Below are 18,511 nucleotides of genomic sequence, written 5' to 3'. Positions count from 1 at the left end.
ATTAAATTACAGTAAGTAAGGAGTTGCCACCATGTATTCCAAAATAGCTGTTATCCAAAATGAGCAAGGATTTCATCTTCGCCCTGCTCAGCTATTTTCAGAGTTAGCGAACAAGTTTGAGTCTGCTCTGACTGTTACGACAAATGATGGTGTCGAGATTGATCCAAAGAGCATCCTTGGCCTTATGACTCTTGGGCTAGGCAAAGGGGCTGAGCTTACGGTCAGTGCGAATGGAACTGATGAGGAACAAGCAGTGAATGAACTGGTATCTTTAATTGAAAGCGGGTTTGGTGAATGAACGACCAAACGATCTTAAACGGAATTGGAGCTTCAGAAGGAATCGCGATCGGGAGAGCATTCCGATATGGAATGGATAAGCAAGAGGAGGATTCCTACCCGGTTGTCATAGAAGAAAATCGAATTGAATCAGAAATTGAACGGGTTCATACAGCGAAGCAGCATGTATATGATATGCTCGAGCGAATTTTAGAGACGAATAAAGATCGGTATGATGAAAAGCAAGTGGCGATCATTAAAGGACATGAAGGTTTGCTCAATGATCCTTCTCTTAAAGGAGAAATCGAAAAACTGATCCGAACAAAGCAGTATTCCGCTGAACGAGCTGTTCAGGAATCAATACAAAAATTTGTTGCAGTTTTTGAAAGTATGAATCAGGAGTATATGAGAGAACGCGCTCAGGATTTGCGGGACATCGGCGGAAGATGGTTGGATGCGCTACTCGGTAAAGAGCGTATAAGCCTTGCGAGTATTCGGGAGCAGCGTATTCTGGTAGCACACGACGTTACGCCATCCGATGCGATCCAGATTAATCCGGATGTTATTTTGGGCTTTGTGACCGAAATTGGCGGAAAAACGTCGCATACGGCCATTTTGGCAAAGTCTCTCGGAATTCCCGCGATCGTAGGGGCAGGAAACAGCCTGCGAGAAGTTAAGGACGGGGATCTGTTAATTTTGGACGGAGAGTGCGGATACTATTTTGTTAATCCTGATGAGGAGACGTTGGAGAAGTACGAGCAAAAACGAAAAGTATATCTGGAAGAGAAGGCGCTCCTTGAGCAGTTTCAGAGCAAGCCAGCTCTAAGTGCGGACGGATTTCAGGTGGAGATGTGTGCCAATATCGGTTCTGTGGCCAATGCTAAAGCTGCTGTTGACAGCGGAGCAGAGGGAGTCGGTTTGTTCCGAACAGAGTTTATGTACATGGATGCACATCAAATGCCCTCTGAGGCTCAGCAGTTTGATATCTATAAGCAAATTCTATCGATATGGGGCGACAAGCCGGTCGTGATCCGCACGCTGGACATTGGCGGTGATAAGGAGTTGCCGTATCTTCCACTCGATAAGGAAATGAATCCTTTCTTGGGCTATCGCGCGATCCGAATTGGCCTAAATCAGCCGGACGTGCTTAGAATTCAGCTTCGAGCCATTTTGCGAGCAAGTGCTTTTGGTAATGGGAAGATTATGTTTCCAATGATTTCCTCTTTGGAGGAATGGAGAAAAGCCAAGTCGATGGTTGAAGAAATCAAGTCTGAGTTGGAGGCAGAAGGGATTACTTACAACAACGATATTGAAGTTGGCATTATGGCGGAAATTCCATCTGTCGTTCAGCTTGCAGATTTATTTGCGAAGGAAGTCGATTTCTTCAGCATTGGTACCAATGATCTTGTTCAGTATACATTGGCAGTGGATCGTATGAATGAAAAGGTTTCCTACCTGTATGATTATTTTCATCCTGCTGTCATACGTTCGGTAAGGACAATCATTCAAGCAGCACATCAGCATGGCAAGTGGGTAGGTATGTGTGGCGGAATGGCAGGCGATCCGTTGGCGGCTCCGATTCTACTGGCACTCGGTCTTGATGAATGGAGCATGGAAGCGGGAGCGATCAATCGTGTGAAGGCCCAGCTGTCCAAAATTAAAAAGGAAGACTGTGAGAGATTGATGGATTCCATTCTGACTTGTACCACTTCAAAGGAAGTTCGCCAGGAAATCCACCAAATGTTAAAGCATCAAAACTAGAAGCGACTGGATGATCTGTTTTCAGTAAATGATCAAAAATTATATAAACTTCCATTAACTGAGGAGCCTACGGGCTCCTTTTTATGTATAAATCATTTTTACGACAATTTTATCCACCTCCTTTTTGTGACCACTACTTTATACTAACCTTCAGGTTGGCTATTTTCTATTGAATTTACGAAAACACCTGTTGCTATTATTGCGGGAAGTATTGCTAGTTTCTTTTTATAATTGCGAACTTAATTGTACGTTATCACTCATTTTATTACGGTGAATTATCACACAATATAATTTTGAATATGAAAAGGAAATGGCAGTTTCTTGCATTTTTACAGATGTTGTTGAAGCACGACCATAGGATATAATAGTAAAAAAGAAACATCCCCTTGAGAAAAGATAGAGAAACTTTCACTGCTGGAGTATCCCTGCTTGAATTAAGGGGCTTTTTTTATATCTAAAAATCCAGTATAACTATTGTAAGCATAGAGTTACTGTCAACATTCGGCTGCAAAATGCGAAATGTATGCAGTAAGAGAGTATTGCTAACGCTAAGCAAGTGAACGAAGAGATTCTTTGTGCAAAGCAAATTGCTGAATGAAGGGAGAATGAATATGCGTTATAGACAATTAGGAAATACAGATTTGCAAGTAAGTGAGTTAAGCTTTGGAACTTGGGCAATTGGCGGAGACTGGGGCACGGTTGATGATCAGCAATCATTACGAGCATTACAAGTTGCAATTGATCACGGTGTGAACTTTTTTGATACAGCAGATGTCTATGGTAACGGTCATAGTGAAGAGTTATTAGCAAAAGCTACAAAAGGCAAAGAGCATGAAATCTATATTGCTACTAAATTTTGTCGTAAAGGCGATATTCATGATCCGCAAAACTACAGCGAAGCTACAGTGCGCCAGTATTGTGAGGATAGTTTAAGACGTTTACAACGCGATAGCATAGATCTTTATCAAATTCATTGCCCTGCATTTTCAATTTTGAAGCAGGGCGAAGTATTTGAAGTGCTTGATAAGCTTAAAGCAGAAGGAAAAATTCGCTATTATGGCGTAAGCGTTGAAAGTGTGGAAGAGGGACTATTTTGCATGGAGCAGCCTGGAGTAAGTGCGCTGCAAGTAATTTTTAACATTTTTAGACAAAAGGTATCTAATGAGTTATTACCAGTAGCTGCAGAAAAACAGGTAGGCATTTTAGCGCGCGTACCTTTAGCCAGCGGTCTATTAACAGGTAAATTTACAGCAAATACAACGTTCGAAGCTGGTGATCATCGTACATATAATGCTAACGGCGAAGCTTTTAATGTAGGTGAAACATTTGCAGGTCTGCCTTTCACAAAAGGTGTGGAGCTAGCTGAGCAATTAAGATGGATTGAAACGAATGAGCGTACAATGACACAGGCTGCTTTGCGGTGGATATTAGATCATCCAGCGGTAACTACGGTTATTCCGGGCTTTAAAAATGAGAATCAAGTACTAAACAACTTAGCAGCAGTTAATGTACCTTCTTTTACGGAAGAGGAGCTTGAACGTATAAAGCAGTTTTATAATGAACAGGTACATCAACATATTCGTGGCTCCTATTAATTTTTGATAATATGACTAGGAAAATTAGCAAACCGAATAAACGGTTGATCTTTTTTAGAATACAGTAATCAGATTTATTTCTGATTGCTGTATTTTTTTTGTAAGTTATTGAGAAGAGAAACATGATTTGATTTAGGTTGTTTTAAAATCTAAATTAGCTTTGCTTAACTAAAGCAAAAAGAGAAATACGTAAAATAAGCTTGAAGACTGTGGAATCCCGAATATCTTCAAGCTTTTTATATTTTTTATGTGATCGATCAATAGGATTGAAGGTGCAACATAATAGGTTAAAATATTCAAAATTAATTTATTGATTTTGCTTCATTTAACATTAAAATGCTCCGATATTAACAATATAATATCAGCTGTTACGGATGTTACCATTTTTCTATAAGGAGAAGGATTATGAAAATTCATTTAGCTCCGTCTTCATTAACGATGTATCCAATAAAGCAGGAGCAAAACTTTGCGAAATCAAGTGAGGATGCTAAGTCAAAAATAAGAAATGAAGTAAACAAGACCATTGCTAATATTCAGGCTGCAGCCAATAGTAAGGGAGAGAATAATCCAAAAGTTCAAGAGATAATACTTAAATTTAAATTCGGTAAGAAACTAACGGCGGAAGAAATGAATTATTTACGTAAGCATGCTCCTGGACTAGTTGCAGCTGTAGAGCGGATTCAACAAGAGCGTGTAATGTATGAGCAAGCAATGAAGGCAGCTCCAACAAAAATGGGAGTTCATCTTGTTGCTCTTAGTGCTTCCAAACAAATTAGTAAGAGTCCAAATGCAGAAGAGGTTGAAGTGCGCAGCAGACAGTTACAGGATGCCGTTGCAGAGTATACGGCAACTGAGGAATATAAGGAAAAGCCAAATTCAATGGAAAATGAAAAGAAAGATAAAAAGTGGAAGAAATCCTCTTCGAATGATGTCGGCAAACTTTATGCCAATAAAACTGCAGCACAAGTTTATTCTCAGCAGTTACTGCAATCAAATATTATTAATTTAAAAGTGAATTAATTAGGAAAATAATGATGAACAGGCAGTGATCAGAAGCTATTCTGAACACTGCCTATTTTATTAACAAAGAAGCTGTTTAATTTAATTCAAATAATTATCTCATAAAAAGTTCTATATATTTCAAGGTTCTGGAATATCTTTTAATTTTATAGTGATTGTGCAAACTGTTTAACCTCCTTGGCTGCTTATTGGTGATTTGAACAGTTTATTTTTGTTTTGATAGATTGTCAAGCTAAGTGCGACAACTCGTCCATAATCGCTTCGTGAGAAGTTTTCCAACCTAGACATTTACGTGGTCTATGGTTGATTAAATCTAAAGCACATTCAAGTTCAGCTTGATCTATCGTGTTTAAGTCGAACTTCTTAGGAAAGAATTCTCTGAGAAGCCCATTGGCATTTTCGTTACTGCCTCTTTGCCAAGATGAATAAGGATCAGCAAAGTAAACCATCAAGCCGTGTTCTTCTAACAATGCTTGATGGCAAGCGAATTCCTTCCCACGGTCAACGGTAGCTGTAAACATAGGTAAAGCAAGTTCTTCTAAAGCCGTAGCAACAGCTTTCTCCATAGACAAGGCTGAACGGTCAGGCATTTTTACAGCGTAGTAATAGCGTGTTTTTCGTTCGACAAAGGTAGCCAAGCAGCCTTTACTTTTACCACGGCTAGAAACGACAGTATCAAGCTCCCAATGACCAAAGGTTTCACGTTGCTTCACTTCTTTTGGACGTTGCCTGATGGATAATCCAAGATTAAAGCGACCTCTGCTTTCACGAGGCTTTCTACGCTTTCCCTTGTGTCGCAAGAAGATGGTGTTTCCTTGGACGAGCTTCCCCTGGTAAATCCAGCGATAGATGGTCTTAAAGGATACCGCGTGCTCAGGATCGTCTTGTTTCATTCGACCTTCAATTTGTTCTGGAGACCATGTTGCAGCCAGAGTTTGAGTAAGGTAATGTGCTCTGTCTTTGTTCCACTTTCCTTTTGGTTTACTTTGCATCCGCTTGTGCTGATAATCGGCTTGTGCGTCGCTAGCCTCATAAGTAGAAGAGTGGTTATTCATGCGTTGTATTTCACGAGAAACCGTAGAATGGTGGCGCTTGATCTGCTGTGCAATGGCTCTTGCACTCCATCCTAAATGTAATAATGTTTCTATTTTTGTACGCTCGTTTATGGTAAGATGTGTATAGCTCATGACGAGTTCTCCTTGTAGGTGGTGTCTGGTAACTTCATTCTACACGAATTCGTCATGAGTTATTTTTTTAGGTGTCGCACTTCATATTACAATCTTTCTTTTAAATAAACTAGTACTATGGTACTAAGTTGAAAAACGATATGGATATAGATATTTTTTAACTATATTTCTTTTAAAACTAGGTAAAAGGACATATAAAAATTATGAAAGACACAAAAAAATGGCCAATAATCGGCAAAAAATATAGTTCTTAATTCCTGTAAATAATCGTTTATATATGTTGTATATAGGAAGCCGTTCTAATACCAAATTTTCTTATTTTGCTTCACAATAAATAGTCAGGAAGGAGATGAGAAAGTTGTCCTTAGTGGAACAGGCTAGTGATTCTCAATATGTCGTGTTTTCTATTCGTAACCAACTATATTCACTATTAATAGAAGAGGTTGTTGAAATATTAAGAGTTCCATCAATAACGACTGTGCCTGGTGTGAACTATAGAATAGAAGGTGTTATCAATATAAGAGGGAGCATTATTCCTGTTGTAAATTTACATAAAATATTTAATTTAACGATGCAACAGAGTAGTCCGAAAAACCGAATTGTTATTGTACAAGGACAAAATGAAAGCATAGGGCTTATGGTGGATGAAGTAAAAATGGTAACTCGTTTTAGTGATAGCAGCGTTGAGCCTGTATCAGGTGAAAATCTTGAAAAGGAAATCTTTAAAGGATATGCCAAGCATGAAGGACAGGTAATAGGCATACTCAACTTAGAAAAAATCCTTTACAAAAAGTGAACGATGTTAGGAAGGACCAGCAGCGATGAATGACTTTGATATGGGGAATTACTTAGGTGTATTTCTGGACGAAGTAGACGAACAACTTCAAATTTTAGATACGGAAATTTTAAATCTAGAAAAAAATCCTGGACATATGGAGACAATTGTTAATATTTTTAGAGCTGCCCATACACTAAAAGGCTCGTCAGCATCAATGGGCTTTGAAAAGATGAAGGAGTTTACTCACCACTTAGAAAATATTTTCGATCAGATTAGATCAAAAAAAATTGAAGTTACGCCCGAACTCATTACAGTCATCTTTGATTGTATTGATGTAATTAGGGATTTAAAAAAAGCAATTATAGATAAAAATCTTGAGCAGATGGATATAAGCAATTACATCAAGCAACTGGAAACGATAGCTGCTGCAAAGTCAGTAGAAAATAATAGTGTTCCTGTAACGAGTGATGTAAAAGAACTGGATGAGTATCAATTAATGGTCCTCCGCAAAGGTTTGGATATGGGCTATCATGCGTTAGCAATTAATATACAGTTGGACGCGAATGCCTTAATGAAAAATGTAAGAGCAATATTAATTTACAATCAACTAAAGGAAGTCGGAGAAATTATTGCTGCAGATCCAAGCGTTGAAGTACTGGAAAAGGATGAACAATGTGCAGGCTCGATAAACTTCATTATGCTAACGATGATGCTGAAAGAAGATATTGTCGAAGTGCTGAATCATATAGCCGATATTTCAGCTTTTACAGTAAATAACATTACGAGCAGTGACGATGAGAACAAGTCGAATGTAAATAAAGTGACTTCAGAGATGGGGCAGGAGCAGGAAAATAATAGGGAGCAAGCTAACAGCAACGTTACATTGTCTGTACCGCAAAAAACGAAAGTCTCTACTACTGTTCGAGTTGATATTAATAGATTAGAGCATTTGATGAATCTTGTTGGAGAACTAGTAATCGATCAAACTCGCTTAATCGATGTAAAAGGACGATTACGAGAGCGTGTTGCTAGTGATGGGACAGAATTTGAAGTGCTAGATGAGGTGACTAATCATTTTGGTCGTATAATTGCGGAATTGCAAGAAGGCATGATGAAAACTCGAATGCTTCCTATCGAGCAATTATTTAATCGCTTTCCACGAATGGTACGCGATACAAGTCTTAAAGCTAATAAACAAGTGGAATTTGTGATGGAAGGTAAAGAGACCGAATTAGATCGCACATTAATCGAAGAGGTCAGTGACCCGATTATTCATTTGTTGCGCAATGCAATTGATCACGGAATTGAGCTGCCAGAGGAACGAATTCGCAAAGGAAAGTCGCCTGTAGGTAAAGTAATTTTGAAAGCTTCGCACGAAGAAAATCATATTGTTATTACAATAACGGATGACGGCAGAGGCATTAATCCAGAGAAAATTAAAAGAGCCTCAATCGAAAAAGGAATTATTACCGAAGAAGAGGCAAGAAAAATTTCCAATAAGGATGCTGTCTTTTTAATATTTCGCTCAGGATTATCGACTGCTGATAAAGTAACTGATATTTCTGGACGCGGTGTCGGAATGGATATTGTACGCTCACATATTGAGAAGTTGAACGGAATTATCGATATTAATTCAGCAATAGATGAGGGTACAACCTTCACCATAAAGCTTCCGCTGACACTTGCAATTATTCGTTCGTTACTGATAAATCTTGCGAATAAAACGTTTGCGATACCGCTAATTAATGTATTAGAAATTATTCGCTTGGAGCAAGCAGATATCCAAATGGTCAACAACCAAGAGGTTGGTATGGTCAGAGGAAGAGTGCTGCCGCTAGTAAGAATGAAAGAACGATTAGGATTAACAACAAATACAGAAAATACAACATCAGCAAAACGTGAATTTGTCATCGTGATTGGTATCGCAGAGAAGCGGGTCGGCTTAATTGCAGATAAAATGATTGGAAATCAAGAAATTGTCATTAAATCGCTTGGCAGCTATATCGGAAGTCCGCCATTTATTTCAGGAGCCACAATTATGGGAGATGGTAGCGTTGCATTGATTTTAGATGTTTCTTCAATCGTCCGCGAATGCGGGATCGAAGTACAAGAATATATAAGCGATGAAAAGCAAAAAACTTCACAAAATGAAAAGCAAATCGTAACCTTTAAACTAACAGAGCAAGAATATGGAATTGAGATTGAGAAAGCAAAAGATATTATTAGAGTTCCTACGATTACTAAAGCCGTTAATATGCCTGAAGAAATGCTTGGCATCATTAATTTAAGAGGAGATATGTTACCTGTATTCAACCTAAAGAAAAAATTTGGGCTTCATGATACAGAACAGACTACTAAAGCTTCACGAATCATTATTGTAGAAAATGGAAATCAGGATATTGGGATATTAGTCGATGAAGTAACACAGGTGCTAAGCCTAAATGAAAATGAAATTGAAAAACCAAATGCAGATCATCATTATAATGATTCTGGCTTAATTCAAGGAATTAGTAATTTAAATGAACGAATGGTACTAATTTTAGAGTTCAACAGATTGCTAGATGAGCTCATGGATAAGAGATTTTAGCCATTATTGAAGAATACATTCTCGTTAAGACATCAGGAGGTAGTAGTTATGTTATTTTCAAACAAATCTAAAATCCAAAAAGATGAACTATTACGTTTATCCAATGATATGGGCAGCGAACTAGTTCAGCTTTATGATTTAACTCAGCTAGTGGATAATGGGAATCTTCAAGGAAAAGAAATTGTCAAACATACAGAAGATTTGCTTGCTCAATTGCAGCAAATGCTGAATACGACAGATCGTAAAGCGACAGATCTGCTACTATCTAGTACTTCTGCTTTAACTATATTAGAAACAGTACTTAGTCAACTGAAGGAAATTGATAATAATACTTTTGCTAGCTCACAATCTATTGAAGAAATCACAGCTTCTTTAGAAGAAATGTCTGTGCAAATTAAAGATATTGCAGGCCATGCAATGACGCTGACGGAATCGGCAAGTACAGTTTCAAATTCAATTCAAGAAATATCAGCTTCGGTTACACAGGTTGCAGGCAATGCAGTTAATACAACAGATTCGATTAATAGAGTTGCGAGTGCATTGGAGCAAATGAGCAAATCGATCGTTGGCGTAGTAGATAATACGAAAAGTTTAAATCAGTCAACAGATGGCATGCATAAAACGATGAATGATTTTGCTCAGTCTGTAAAACTTGTAGAAAATAATGCATCTTTGACGGCAACATCCATTGATCAAATTACAGCGGCTATAGAAGAAATTGCACATTCTGTTGAAGGTGTACGTGTTAACGCAGAAAGCTTGACAAGCTCTGCTTTGGAATCTAATCAAATTATTAAAAATATGGATGAATTTACGCAACAAGTTTTTGCTAATGTTGTAAATGCAGCGGAATCATTTGAGCAAGTGACAGCCTCAATGGAAGAAATATCAGCATCAATTGAGCAAATTTCACATAATGCAAAAAATTTAACCGAAGGCGCTGAAGAAAATGCAGAAGGTGTTCAAGAGCTAGCAGCTTCCATTGAACAAGTTGCAGGAAATGCGGTTAATACTGCTTCAGCAGTAGAAGAAGTATCGGCAGCAATTGAAGAAATGAGCAGTCAAATTCAAGGGATTATGCGTAATTCAGACTCGCTTTCTCTTTCCGTTAGTACAACGAGTTCATCAATTGAGCAATTGTCAGCTTCAGTGTTACAGGTTGCTGGTAATGCTGATAGTACTGCAAGCTCTATCGAGCAAATCTCTACTTCAATGGAACGTTTGAACAAGGACAGTAAAGGAATTGCCAGCAATGCTGAAGTATTAGCGGACAATGTGAAAGACGTCAATTCAGCGATTCAAGAAATGGCAGCTTCTGTACAGCAAGTAGCGGGAAATACAAAAACAACTTCTGAGGGAATTGAAGAAGTTTCAGCTGCAATTGAAGAAATGGGCAGTCAAGTTAAAGGAGTAGCATTAAATGCAGATTCCCTTGCAAATTCCACACTTGAAATCTCATCTGCTATTCAACAAATGGCAGCATCTGTTCAACAGGTATCTGGTAATGCAGGTAGCACTGCTGCATCCATTGAACAAGTTTCCGCATCCATTGAGCAAATGGGTAAATCAATTAAAGGTGTGGCAATGAATGCTGAAAGCCTAACAGAAGCAGCTAATGTAACAGGTTCAACCATTCAGGAGATGGCTGCATCGATTCAACAGGTTGCTGCCAATGCAGAAAATGTAAAAGGCTTTGCAGCGGCTGTAACTAAGGATGCAATTAATGGTCGAGAAGCAGTCAGAGAATCTGTAGACGGTATGAAGGAAATCGGCAAAGTTATTCAACAGGCATCAGAGGTTATGCAAAATCTAGGTAAAAGCTCTGATGAAATTGGCAGCATTATTGAAGTGATTGATGATATTGCGGAGCAAACGAATTTGTTGGCACTTAATGCAGCGATTGAAGCAGCTCGTGCCGGCGAACATGGTAAAGGCTTCAGTGTTGTAGCTGATGAAGTGCGCAAACTTGCAGAACGCTCTGCTTCAGCAACGAAAGAGATTGCGTTATTAATTAAAGGAATTCAAATGGAAACTTCCGATGCGATTAAAGCAATTCAAATCGGCGAGCAAAAAGTGGAAAGTGGTAATAAGCTATCCGAGCAAGCTAGTGAGGCGATTGAGAAGATCGTAGAAGGTATAGAAAATATTAACCTGCAAATTTTACAAGTTACTACAGCGACATCTGAGCAAGCGGTACAAGCCCAAGAAATTGTAAAACTTTCTGAAAGTGTTTCTAATCAAGCAAGTCAAGTAACACAGGCAACTGCAGAGCAAAATGCTGCTGTGCAAGAAATTATTCAAGGTGTTGTAAATTCTCGTGAGCAAGTAAGACAAATTAGCGAAGCGATTAACGATCAGGCTGCCCAATCTGAGCAGATCGTTGCATCTGTTGAGAGCATGAAAATGCAAGTTGAACAAGTTAATGTTGCTGTGAAGGAACAATCTGCAGGTGTGGAAGACATTATTAAGAGCGTCATTACCTCCAGAGAGCAAGTAAGACAAATTTCGGTTGCTACTGATGAACAAGCAAAACAACTGCAAAATCTTGTTAAACTTGCATCGGGCATATCAGAGCAAACAGAGTTGGTTACTCATGCTACTAATGAGCAATCGACAGCGATCGATGAGATCGTTCTTGCTGTTGAAAATGCACGGGAACAAGTGAGACAAATTAGTGCAGCAACTAGAGAGCAAACTGCTCAATCAAAAACAATTGTTGCAGAAGTTGAAAGCATGGTAGAACAAACTAACCAAGTGACGCAAGCAGTAAAAGAGCAAGCGGCTGGTGTAACTGAGATCGTCACTGGAATTGTAAATGCAAGAGAGCAAGTGACGCAAATTTCGATGGCTGCTCAAGAACAGTCGAAGCAGGTTCAAATTTTAGCTAAATCAGGGTTAATGGTTTCAAATCAAGCTGAACAGGTAGCTCAGGCAACCGAAGAACAAAGAATCGGCGCACAAAGCGTTATGAATGAGATTATTCAAGCGAAAGAACAGCTATCTCAAATTACAACTGCAATGGAAATGCAAGCGAAAAAGTCACAAGATATTGTTATAAGCATTAACAACATTACAGATCAGGCTTCACAAGTAACAACTGCCGTAAGTGAACAGGCGACTGCCATTAATAATATTAATTCAGAAATGCTTGATATTCGCAATCAGATGAAAGAAATTGATGCAGCGGCTGGAGAGCTCGTAATGAATACCGAATCTTTAGTAACTGCAATTGAGTCAGTAACCGTTCAAACCAAACAAGTGTCTGAAGCGATGGTTTTACAGGCAGAGGATACTGAAGGCATAAAAAATGAAATGATTAATGCGAAGCAGCAAATGGAGCAGGTAGCGACCGCGGTTGAAGGTCAGGCGAAGGAAGCGAGTTCGATCGTTAATATGACTGTTCAAATGACAACGCAGGCAGAAAGTCTTACTCAATCTACGGAAGAACAAGCAGCTTCGATTGATTCCGTTATTGATCGAATTGTATCGATTTCCAATGAGATTAAAGCAGTTAATGAAGCTACACAGCAAATTTCTAATAACCGAACAGAGCTGTTAAGTAATCTGGAAGGTGTTCATCAGAGCATTAAGGAGCTTCAAGCTCTCAACTCCGAACAACAATTAAATCAACAGCAAGTAACAAGCACTGTTGGTGAAATTGCAACAACGTCTAGCCAGACGAATCAATCTGTAAATAATATTAAAAACTCTGTGAAAGCTTTACAGCAAAAACAAAGCAATCTTAGTAAATTTGTATTCTCTATGAAATAAATATTCATAATCGAGGATGGATATCCATCCTCGATTTGATCAACAACATATTAGGAAGGTACAGCACTGTAATGGAATACTCAGCACTCACTCATTTAGCACAAATAGTATATAACTTCTGTGGACTAAATTATTTATCAAACTTGTCCTCACTTGAGTTGAAAATTAATAAAAGGATCAATGAACTGCAATTCGCTTCAGTGTGGAGTTATATTCAATATTTACAAGAGCATGAGGAAGAATGGGATAAGCTTATAGAGCTGTTAACAGTTAATGAGACGTATTTTTATAGAGAAGATAAGCAATTAGAGCTTTATCGAAACCTGATATTACCTTTATTGACAGCACAGCAATGTGAAATAAAAGTATGGAGTGCAGGCTGTTCAACAGGAGAGGAGCCTTATTCCTTAGCTATTTTGACCAAAGCTGCTCAAGAAGAGGAAAATCTGGCATGTCAAGTAAGTATTGATGCAACTGATATTAATAAAAAAGTATTGCAAATTGCTAGAAGAGGAGTTTATAGCAAAAAATCGTTATCATTTAGAAGAATTCCTTGTCAGTGGTTAACTCAATACTTTCAAGAAGAGGAATCTGAGTATCGGATAAAACAAGACATCCGTTCTCTCGTAACCTTTTCTTACTTGAACTTGCTTGATAAAGATGCCTATATTCCTGCTGAAAAGTACGATGTCATCTTTTGCAGAAATGTAATGATTTATTTTGATGAAGCAACGATCAAAGATGTAGCGACGCGTTTTTATCGTGCATTAAAGCCAGGAGGATATTTATTCTTAGGGCATGCTGAAACGATTTCGAAGCTCGGTATTGGCTTTGAAACGATAAATTCAAATGGGACGTTTTATTATCGAAAGGGATAGATGGAATGAAACAATACGGAGTACTCATTGTTGATGACTCTGCATTTATGCGTAAAACAATAGGTTTAATTATTGAAAGCTGTCCGGAGCTATATGTAGTAGGCAAGGCGAGAAATGGGATTGATGCGATGGAGAAAATAGAAAGACTCAAGCCCGATCTAATTACACTCGATATTGAAATGCCAGAACAAGATGGATTGGAAACTTTAAAGCAAATTATGCGGACTAATCCTATTCCCGTAGTAATGCTTAGTAATGGAGCAGCCTCTACACTGGATTGCATTGAGCAGGGGGCTGTCGATTTTGTTATAAAAAATGAGCTAATCGGAGCGCAAAGTTTAATACAGCATGAAGAGTTTCATAAGCGCTTAATTGCTGCTGCTAATGCTAAGCTTCCAAAATCTGTTGTGCCTACTCAATCACTGAAAGAGCAGCAACAGCAGCTAATCGAGCTTTCAAAGTCGAAAAGCTTGCAGAAGGTTAGCAAACGACTAATCATTATCGGAAGCTCGACCGGAGGACCTTCTGCTTTACAGCATATTCTGACTCAATTTAATGAGAATTTTCCTGCTCCTATCTTAGTCATTCAGCATATGCCGCCTGGATTTACAAAGCATCTGGCAACTCGCTTTGATGGTCTGTGTAAGCTAAAGGTTAAGGAGGCAGAGCATAATGAAGTATTAGAAGCAGGAACAATCTATATTGCTCCCTCTGGCCTGCAAACGACAGTCCAATTAAACCAATTCGATAAGCTTGTCGTTAAGCTTAAAATTTCAACATATATTGAAACGTTATATAAACCTTCTATCGATGTCACTTTATTATCAATTGCCGCTCAATTAAAGGAAAAGCTATTAACTGTTATTTTAACAGGAATGGGTGACGATGGCTTAAGAGGTTGTACAGAGGTAAAAAAGCAAAATGGAACGATAATTACAGAGTCTGAGGAAACATGTGTAGTATATGGCATGCCTAAGGTTGTGTATGAAGCAGGATTAGTTAATAAGCAATTTCCTCTGCATTTCATTCACAATGAAATAATTGGAAATATTTAAAATTATACTATTACACTTAGTGTTTGGTATAATATAGCACCTATGCGATGTTTGCTTTTTAATTTAAGACTGTTAATGTTGAGGTATGTAATTATGAAGATTATTATGGATCTAATGGAAGCTTATTCAGATCATGTTAAGCTTCCTTTATTACTAGTTAATCTTAATGGCGAAATTGAGCTTAGTGTCAACGCCAATAATGATTCATCTCCACAGTATTTAGCTAACGAGAAATTAAGAGAATTAAAGGAAATTGCTATACGGATTGTTACCCCGACAATTATATCTGTAGATTCGCCTCAAATTGCTTCATCAACGAATTTATACTATATAATTACGCCAACGATTAAAGCTGCAAATAAGACTAGCTTTCTAATTGCTGGGCCGTTTCAGCTAAGTGCTAATTGTTCTTCACCAAACAATTCCTTGTTAACATTGCCTATTGCCTTTACTGAAGAAGAAGTAGATTGTCGTATTAATAAGATTATTAATTTAATGCAATTGTTAGACAGTAAAATAAAGGTGGAAAGTAACTCTTCAGTTTTGGAGCAGTTAACAGACTTGCTGAAAATTATTGGGGAACTTGACGAGGAATGTATGGATTTAGATTATCAGCAGTATATCGTTCGTTTGCTTGAAAAGCTTATTAAATTCGATTCATTTGATTTTTTAGGCTTGGCTACGAAAGCAGAGAATGGCATGTTTGTAGTAAAGTACATCACTGGTGATGAAAAGCTGAATCAACTTGTCGGAAAAAGATTTTATATGGGAGAAGGGTTGATTGGGAAAGCTGTTTTATTAGGCAAAGATTTTTACTGGAGTAGAGGTATTGATATTCCACGTCGAGAATTTTTGCACCGCTATGGAATTTATCCAGATCATTTATTTGGCATCACAGTTAGCCAAATGAATTCAGTGGATGAAATCTTTTTTGGCGGCAATTTTCGTGATGACAATATTAGCGAGCAATTGTTGAAGCTATTAAAGAATATTATGCAAATTATCGTTCACAAAAGAGAAATAAACATTAAATTAGCAAACTCTGGCCATATCCAGTCAATTTTTATTAATTGGTTGGACTTAGTTGACGTTACAACTTATGTACATGATAAAAAGCAAGTGCTTCATAAAATATTGGATCTATGCCAAACTTTAAATAATTGCTGTTTTTCGTGTTTTTCGACTCCAGAAAACGAGTTAGTTTATCTTGGAGAATCGCTTGAAAACGGATTAGCTGTGCATCATCAGATGGTTGAGCAGCTTAATCAACATCCAAATACTAAGCTATGGGTTAATTCGCCTTTTATTCATTTCATTCTGCAATCGAATCACACTACATATGGTTTTTTTACAGTAGAGTTTCAGGAATGTACGGATCTTAAGCATGCAAAAATTATTTTAGGTATGCTTGATAAACTTCTTTCAGAAGAAGAACATTTTGACCATTTCGAATTAGATAACGGAGCGTCAGAGAAAATCAAGCTTCTACATGAAAGTATGAAGGAAATGAATATTGAGCAGTATCAAATGACTGAGTTGACGCTGCTCCTTGCTAATTCAATTTTTCAAGCAATGCAGCTAACTGAGGACAAAAAGCAAATACTGCAGAATGTATGTAAAGTGATGCCTTATAGTTATAACTATTTAAAAGATAAATTAGTTGGTACAAATGAATGGAAAGTGCTAGAAGAAATGTATCAACTGCTTAAGGGCGACGTTGAAAATTTAAAACGTTTAAACGAGATTGAAGCACTTGCTTACATATATTCTATTCTTTATCAGGACAATAATCGAGCATTAAAATATATAAGTGACCCGAACCTTAAAAAAATATGCAGAAGTGCTTATGAGGCGATTGCTAGTGGAAAAGTTAAACCATTAAAAGCCATTTCAATATCTAAAAAATCAAAGGACTCATTATCAGCTCAAGCTAAGGATGAGGAATTTGATTTAAAAAGTGTTATTTCTTCCTTTCCGCTCACTTCAAGAGAGCAGGAGGTTCTGTATTTAGTGCTAGAAGGGCTTAATAACCAAGAGGTTGGAGACTACTTAAATATAAGTGTGCACACTGTAAAAAATCATGTCACCAATATTTTTAAAAAACTAAATGTATCTGATCGAATTCAAGCAATGTCGAAAATTTATCGTATTAAATACGATGAACATAATCCCCCACCCTTAAAATTAAATCAAAGCTATTTAAAAAAGCAAAATAAGCACTGAGCTTAAGCGAAAGCTGTGTCTAGACAAAATACTAGGTCACAGCTTTTTATTGCATAATAGATTATTATTTGAAATCAGAACAATATTCCGAGCTATGTGATTTTGAAGTTCAGGATTTTTTAGATACTAGATTTTTCTTTGAGAGAAAGGTAAGCTATTTGCTGAAGACAATATTGGACAATATTAAGGAAAACGTTGATTTGTTGTGGTTTAAAGTTGCTTCTGAATCATTAGTGATAATCTACGATTAGTAAGAAGTTCAAGGCAGTTTTTTATTTTAAAACAAAGTAAGGATTTACATTTTATGATATAGACTTAGATTTATAAAGAGGTTAACATGTAGCTAGATTGTTTAGATTATTGCTCTAAATGCTTGATAGAGTAGTGTTTAAATAGGGAGGTTCAGAATGTCTGGACTAGATTTTGAAAAACTTATCGAATTACGAAAAAGAAAGCATGCACTTATACGAGCAGAGCGCAAACATACAGAGCTTTTAAAACAAATTCGAGCTCAAGAAGCGCTTATTACTAAACTTGAAGTGGAATTAGAAATGGAGCAGCAGGATATTGAGAAGCTGACTCGGATGTCATTAACCAATCTCTTTCATACGATTTTAAGAAGTAAGCAAGAGCAATTAGAGCTAGAGCGACAAGAGGCATTAGCAGCTGCATTTCGCTTGCAGGAGGCGAAGAAAACACTTGCTGAGCTGCAGCAGGATCTCATTGCAGTTAACGAGCAAATAACTGAGCTTGCCAACGCTCATACGGATTATGAGCAAGCGATGGCGCAAAAGGAAGCGGCACTGCGCAATTCTCCAAAGTCTGCCCACGAGCTAGAGGAGATGGAGACGCAAATAACTGAGCAAAGCCTGCTAGTCAAGGAAATTGGTGAAGCTTTATCAGCAGGAAAAGGGGTCATGGGCTTATTAACCGATGCCTCAAATAGTTTGCAACGAGCAGAAAATTGGGGAAACTGGGATATGTGGGCTGGCGGTGGTGTTGTAAGTACATATATTAAGCACAGCTATGTTGATGAGGCAAGTAATTTTATTCATCATGCAAATCGTCAATTGGAGCAGTTTCAAAAAGAGCTGGCAGACTTAAAGCATAGTGCAAATATTCATATTGATATAAGCGGTACGCTAAAAATGGCTGATTATTGGTTTGATGGCTTGATTACCGATTGGCTTGTACAAGGGAAAATCGTAAATGCGCAGGAGAAAACATTAGAGGCATTGCATCAAGTTAGAATGGTTGTGCGAAAACTTGAAGCAGATTATGATGAAGCTGAACGTCAGTTGCAACAGTTGAAAAACAAGCGTCTAAACTATATTGAAAATACAGTTTAATATTATTGATAGTCATTCGTTACAACAATTA

The 18,511-nt window shown here is 37.7% G+C and carries 12 protein-coding genes; 11 read left to right on the top strand and 1 reads right to left on the bottom strand.

Features of this window, described 5'->3' with window-relative positions; translation table 11 throughout:
• The first annotated feature begins 31 nt into the window (after positions 1 to 31).
• From AC2TDL_RS05975 to AC2TDL_RS05960, 4 genes are all read left to right on the top strand, one after another.
• On the top strand, positions 32 to 298 hold the full coding sequence (locus AC2TDL_RS05975) for an HPr family phosphocarrier protein (protein ID WP_484699279.1): 267 nt from the start codon (positions 32 to 34) through the stop codon (positions 296 to 298).
• The gene (gene ptsP, locus AC2TDL_RS05970; RefSeq protein WP_484699278.1) at positions 295 to 2,037 is read left to right on the top strand and encodes a phosphoenolpyruvate--protein phosphotransferase; all 1,743 of its coding nucleotides are present in this window, start codon (positions 295 to 297) and stop codon (positions 2,035 to 2,037) included. The genes AC2TDL_RS05975 and ptsP overlap by 4 nt, the downstream gene beginning before the upstream one ends.
• A 611-nt stretch (positions 2,038 to 2,648) precedes the next feature.
• Positions 2,649 to 3,632: an aldo/keto reductase gene (locus AC2TDL_RS05965; protein WP_484699277.1), complete on the top strand. Its 984-nt coding sequence runs from the start codon at positions 2,649 to 2,651 to the stop codon at positions 3,630 to 3,632.
• A 405-nt stretch (positions 3,633 to 4,037) separates the two neighbouring features.
• Positions 4,038 to 4,652 carry a hypothetical protein gene (locus AC2TDL_RS05960; protein ID WP_484699276.1) on the top strand — a complete coding sequence of 205 codons (615 nt, stop codon included), beginning with the start codon at positions 4,038 to 4,040 and terminating at the stop codon, positions 4,650 to 4,652.
• Positions 4,653 to 4,879: 227 nt separating this feature from the next.
• Here AC2TDL_RS05960 and AC2TDL_RS05955 read toward each other — a convergent pair whose 3' ends face one another.
• Entirely contained in the window at positions 4,880 to 5,839 is a 960-nt protein-coding gene (locus tag AC2TDL_RS05955; RefSeq protein ID WP_340834498.1) for an IS30 family transposase, read from the bottom strand.
• A 367-nt stretch (positions 5,840 to 6,206) separates the two neighbouring features.
• On the opposite strand from AC2TDL_RS05955, the gene AC2TDL_RS05950 reads away from it, so the two are divergent.
• The 7 genes from AC2TDL_RS05950 to AC2TDL_RS05920 all read left to right on the top strand — a co-directional run bounded on the left by AC2TDL_RS05950 (position 6,207) and on the right by AC2TDL_RS05920 (position 18,480).
• Positions 6,207 to 6,635 carry a chemotaxis protein CheW gene (locus tag AC2TDL_RS05950; RefSeq protein ID WP_484701070.1) on the top strand — a complete coding sequence of 143 codons (429 nt, stop codon included), beginning with the start codon at positions 6,207 to 6,209 and terminating at the stop codon, positions 6,633 to 6,635.
• Between the two features lie 25 nt (positions 6,636 to 6,660).
• Positions 6,661 to 9,204, top strand: coding sequence for a chemotaxis protein CheW (locus AC2TDL_RS05945; protein WP_484699275.1), 2,544 nt, complete (start codon positions 6,661 to 6,663; stop codon positions 9,202 to 9,204).
• A 48-nt stretch (positions 9,205 to 9,252) separates the two neighbouring features.
• Entirely contained in the window at positions 9,253 to 12,975 is a 3,723-nt protein-coding gene (locus AC2TDL_RS05940; protein WP_484699274.1) for a methyl-accepting chemotaxis protein, read from the top strand.
• Between the two features lie 71 nt (positions 12,976 to 13,046).
• Complete coding sequence (locus AC2TDL_RS05935) at positions 13,047 to 13,853, top strand: CheR family methyltransferase (RefSeq protein WP_484699273.1); 807 nt, start codon at positions 13,047 to 13,049, stop codon at positions 13,851 to 13,853.
• 5 nt (positions 13,854 to 13,858) lie between these two features.
• Complete coding sequence (locus AC2TDL_RS05930; protein ID WP_484699272.1) at positions 13,859 to 14,908, top strand: protein-glutamate methylesterase/protein-glutamine glutaminase; 1,050 nt, start codon at positions 13,859 to 13,861, stop codon at positions 14,906 to 14,908.
• A 93-nt stretch (positions 14,909 to 15,001) separates the two neighbouring features.
• The gene (locus AC2TDL_RS05925) at positions 15,002 to 17,131 is read left to right on the top strand and encodes a LuxR C-terminal-related transcriptional regulator (protein ID WP_484699271.1); all 2,130 of its coding nucleotides are present in this window, start codon (positions 15,002 to 15,004) and stop codon (positions 17,129 to 17,131) included.
• A 407-nt stretch (positions 17,132 to 17,538) separates the two neighbouring features.
• On the top strand, positions 17,539 to 18,480 hold the full coding sequence (locus AC2TDL_RS05920; RefSeq protein ID WP_484699270.1) for a hypothetical protein: 942 nt from the start codon (positions 17,539 to 17,541) through the stop codon (positions 18,478 to 18,480).
• Positions 18,481 to 18,511: the final 31 nt, after the last annotated feature.

It is taken from the genome of Paenibacillus sp. plas6 (genome assembly GCF_057221655.1).
Note: the sequence above shows the minus strand (reverse complement) of the source record. Positions and strands in the feature narration are given on the sequence as shown.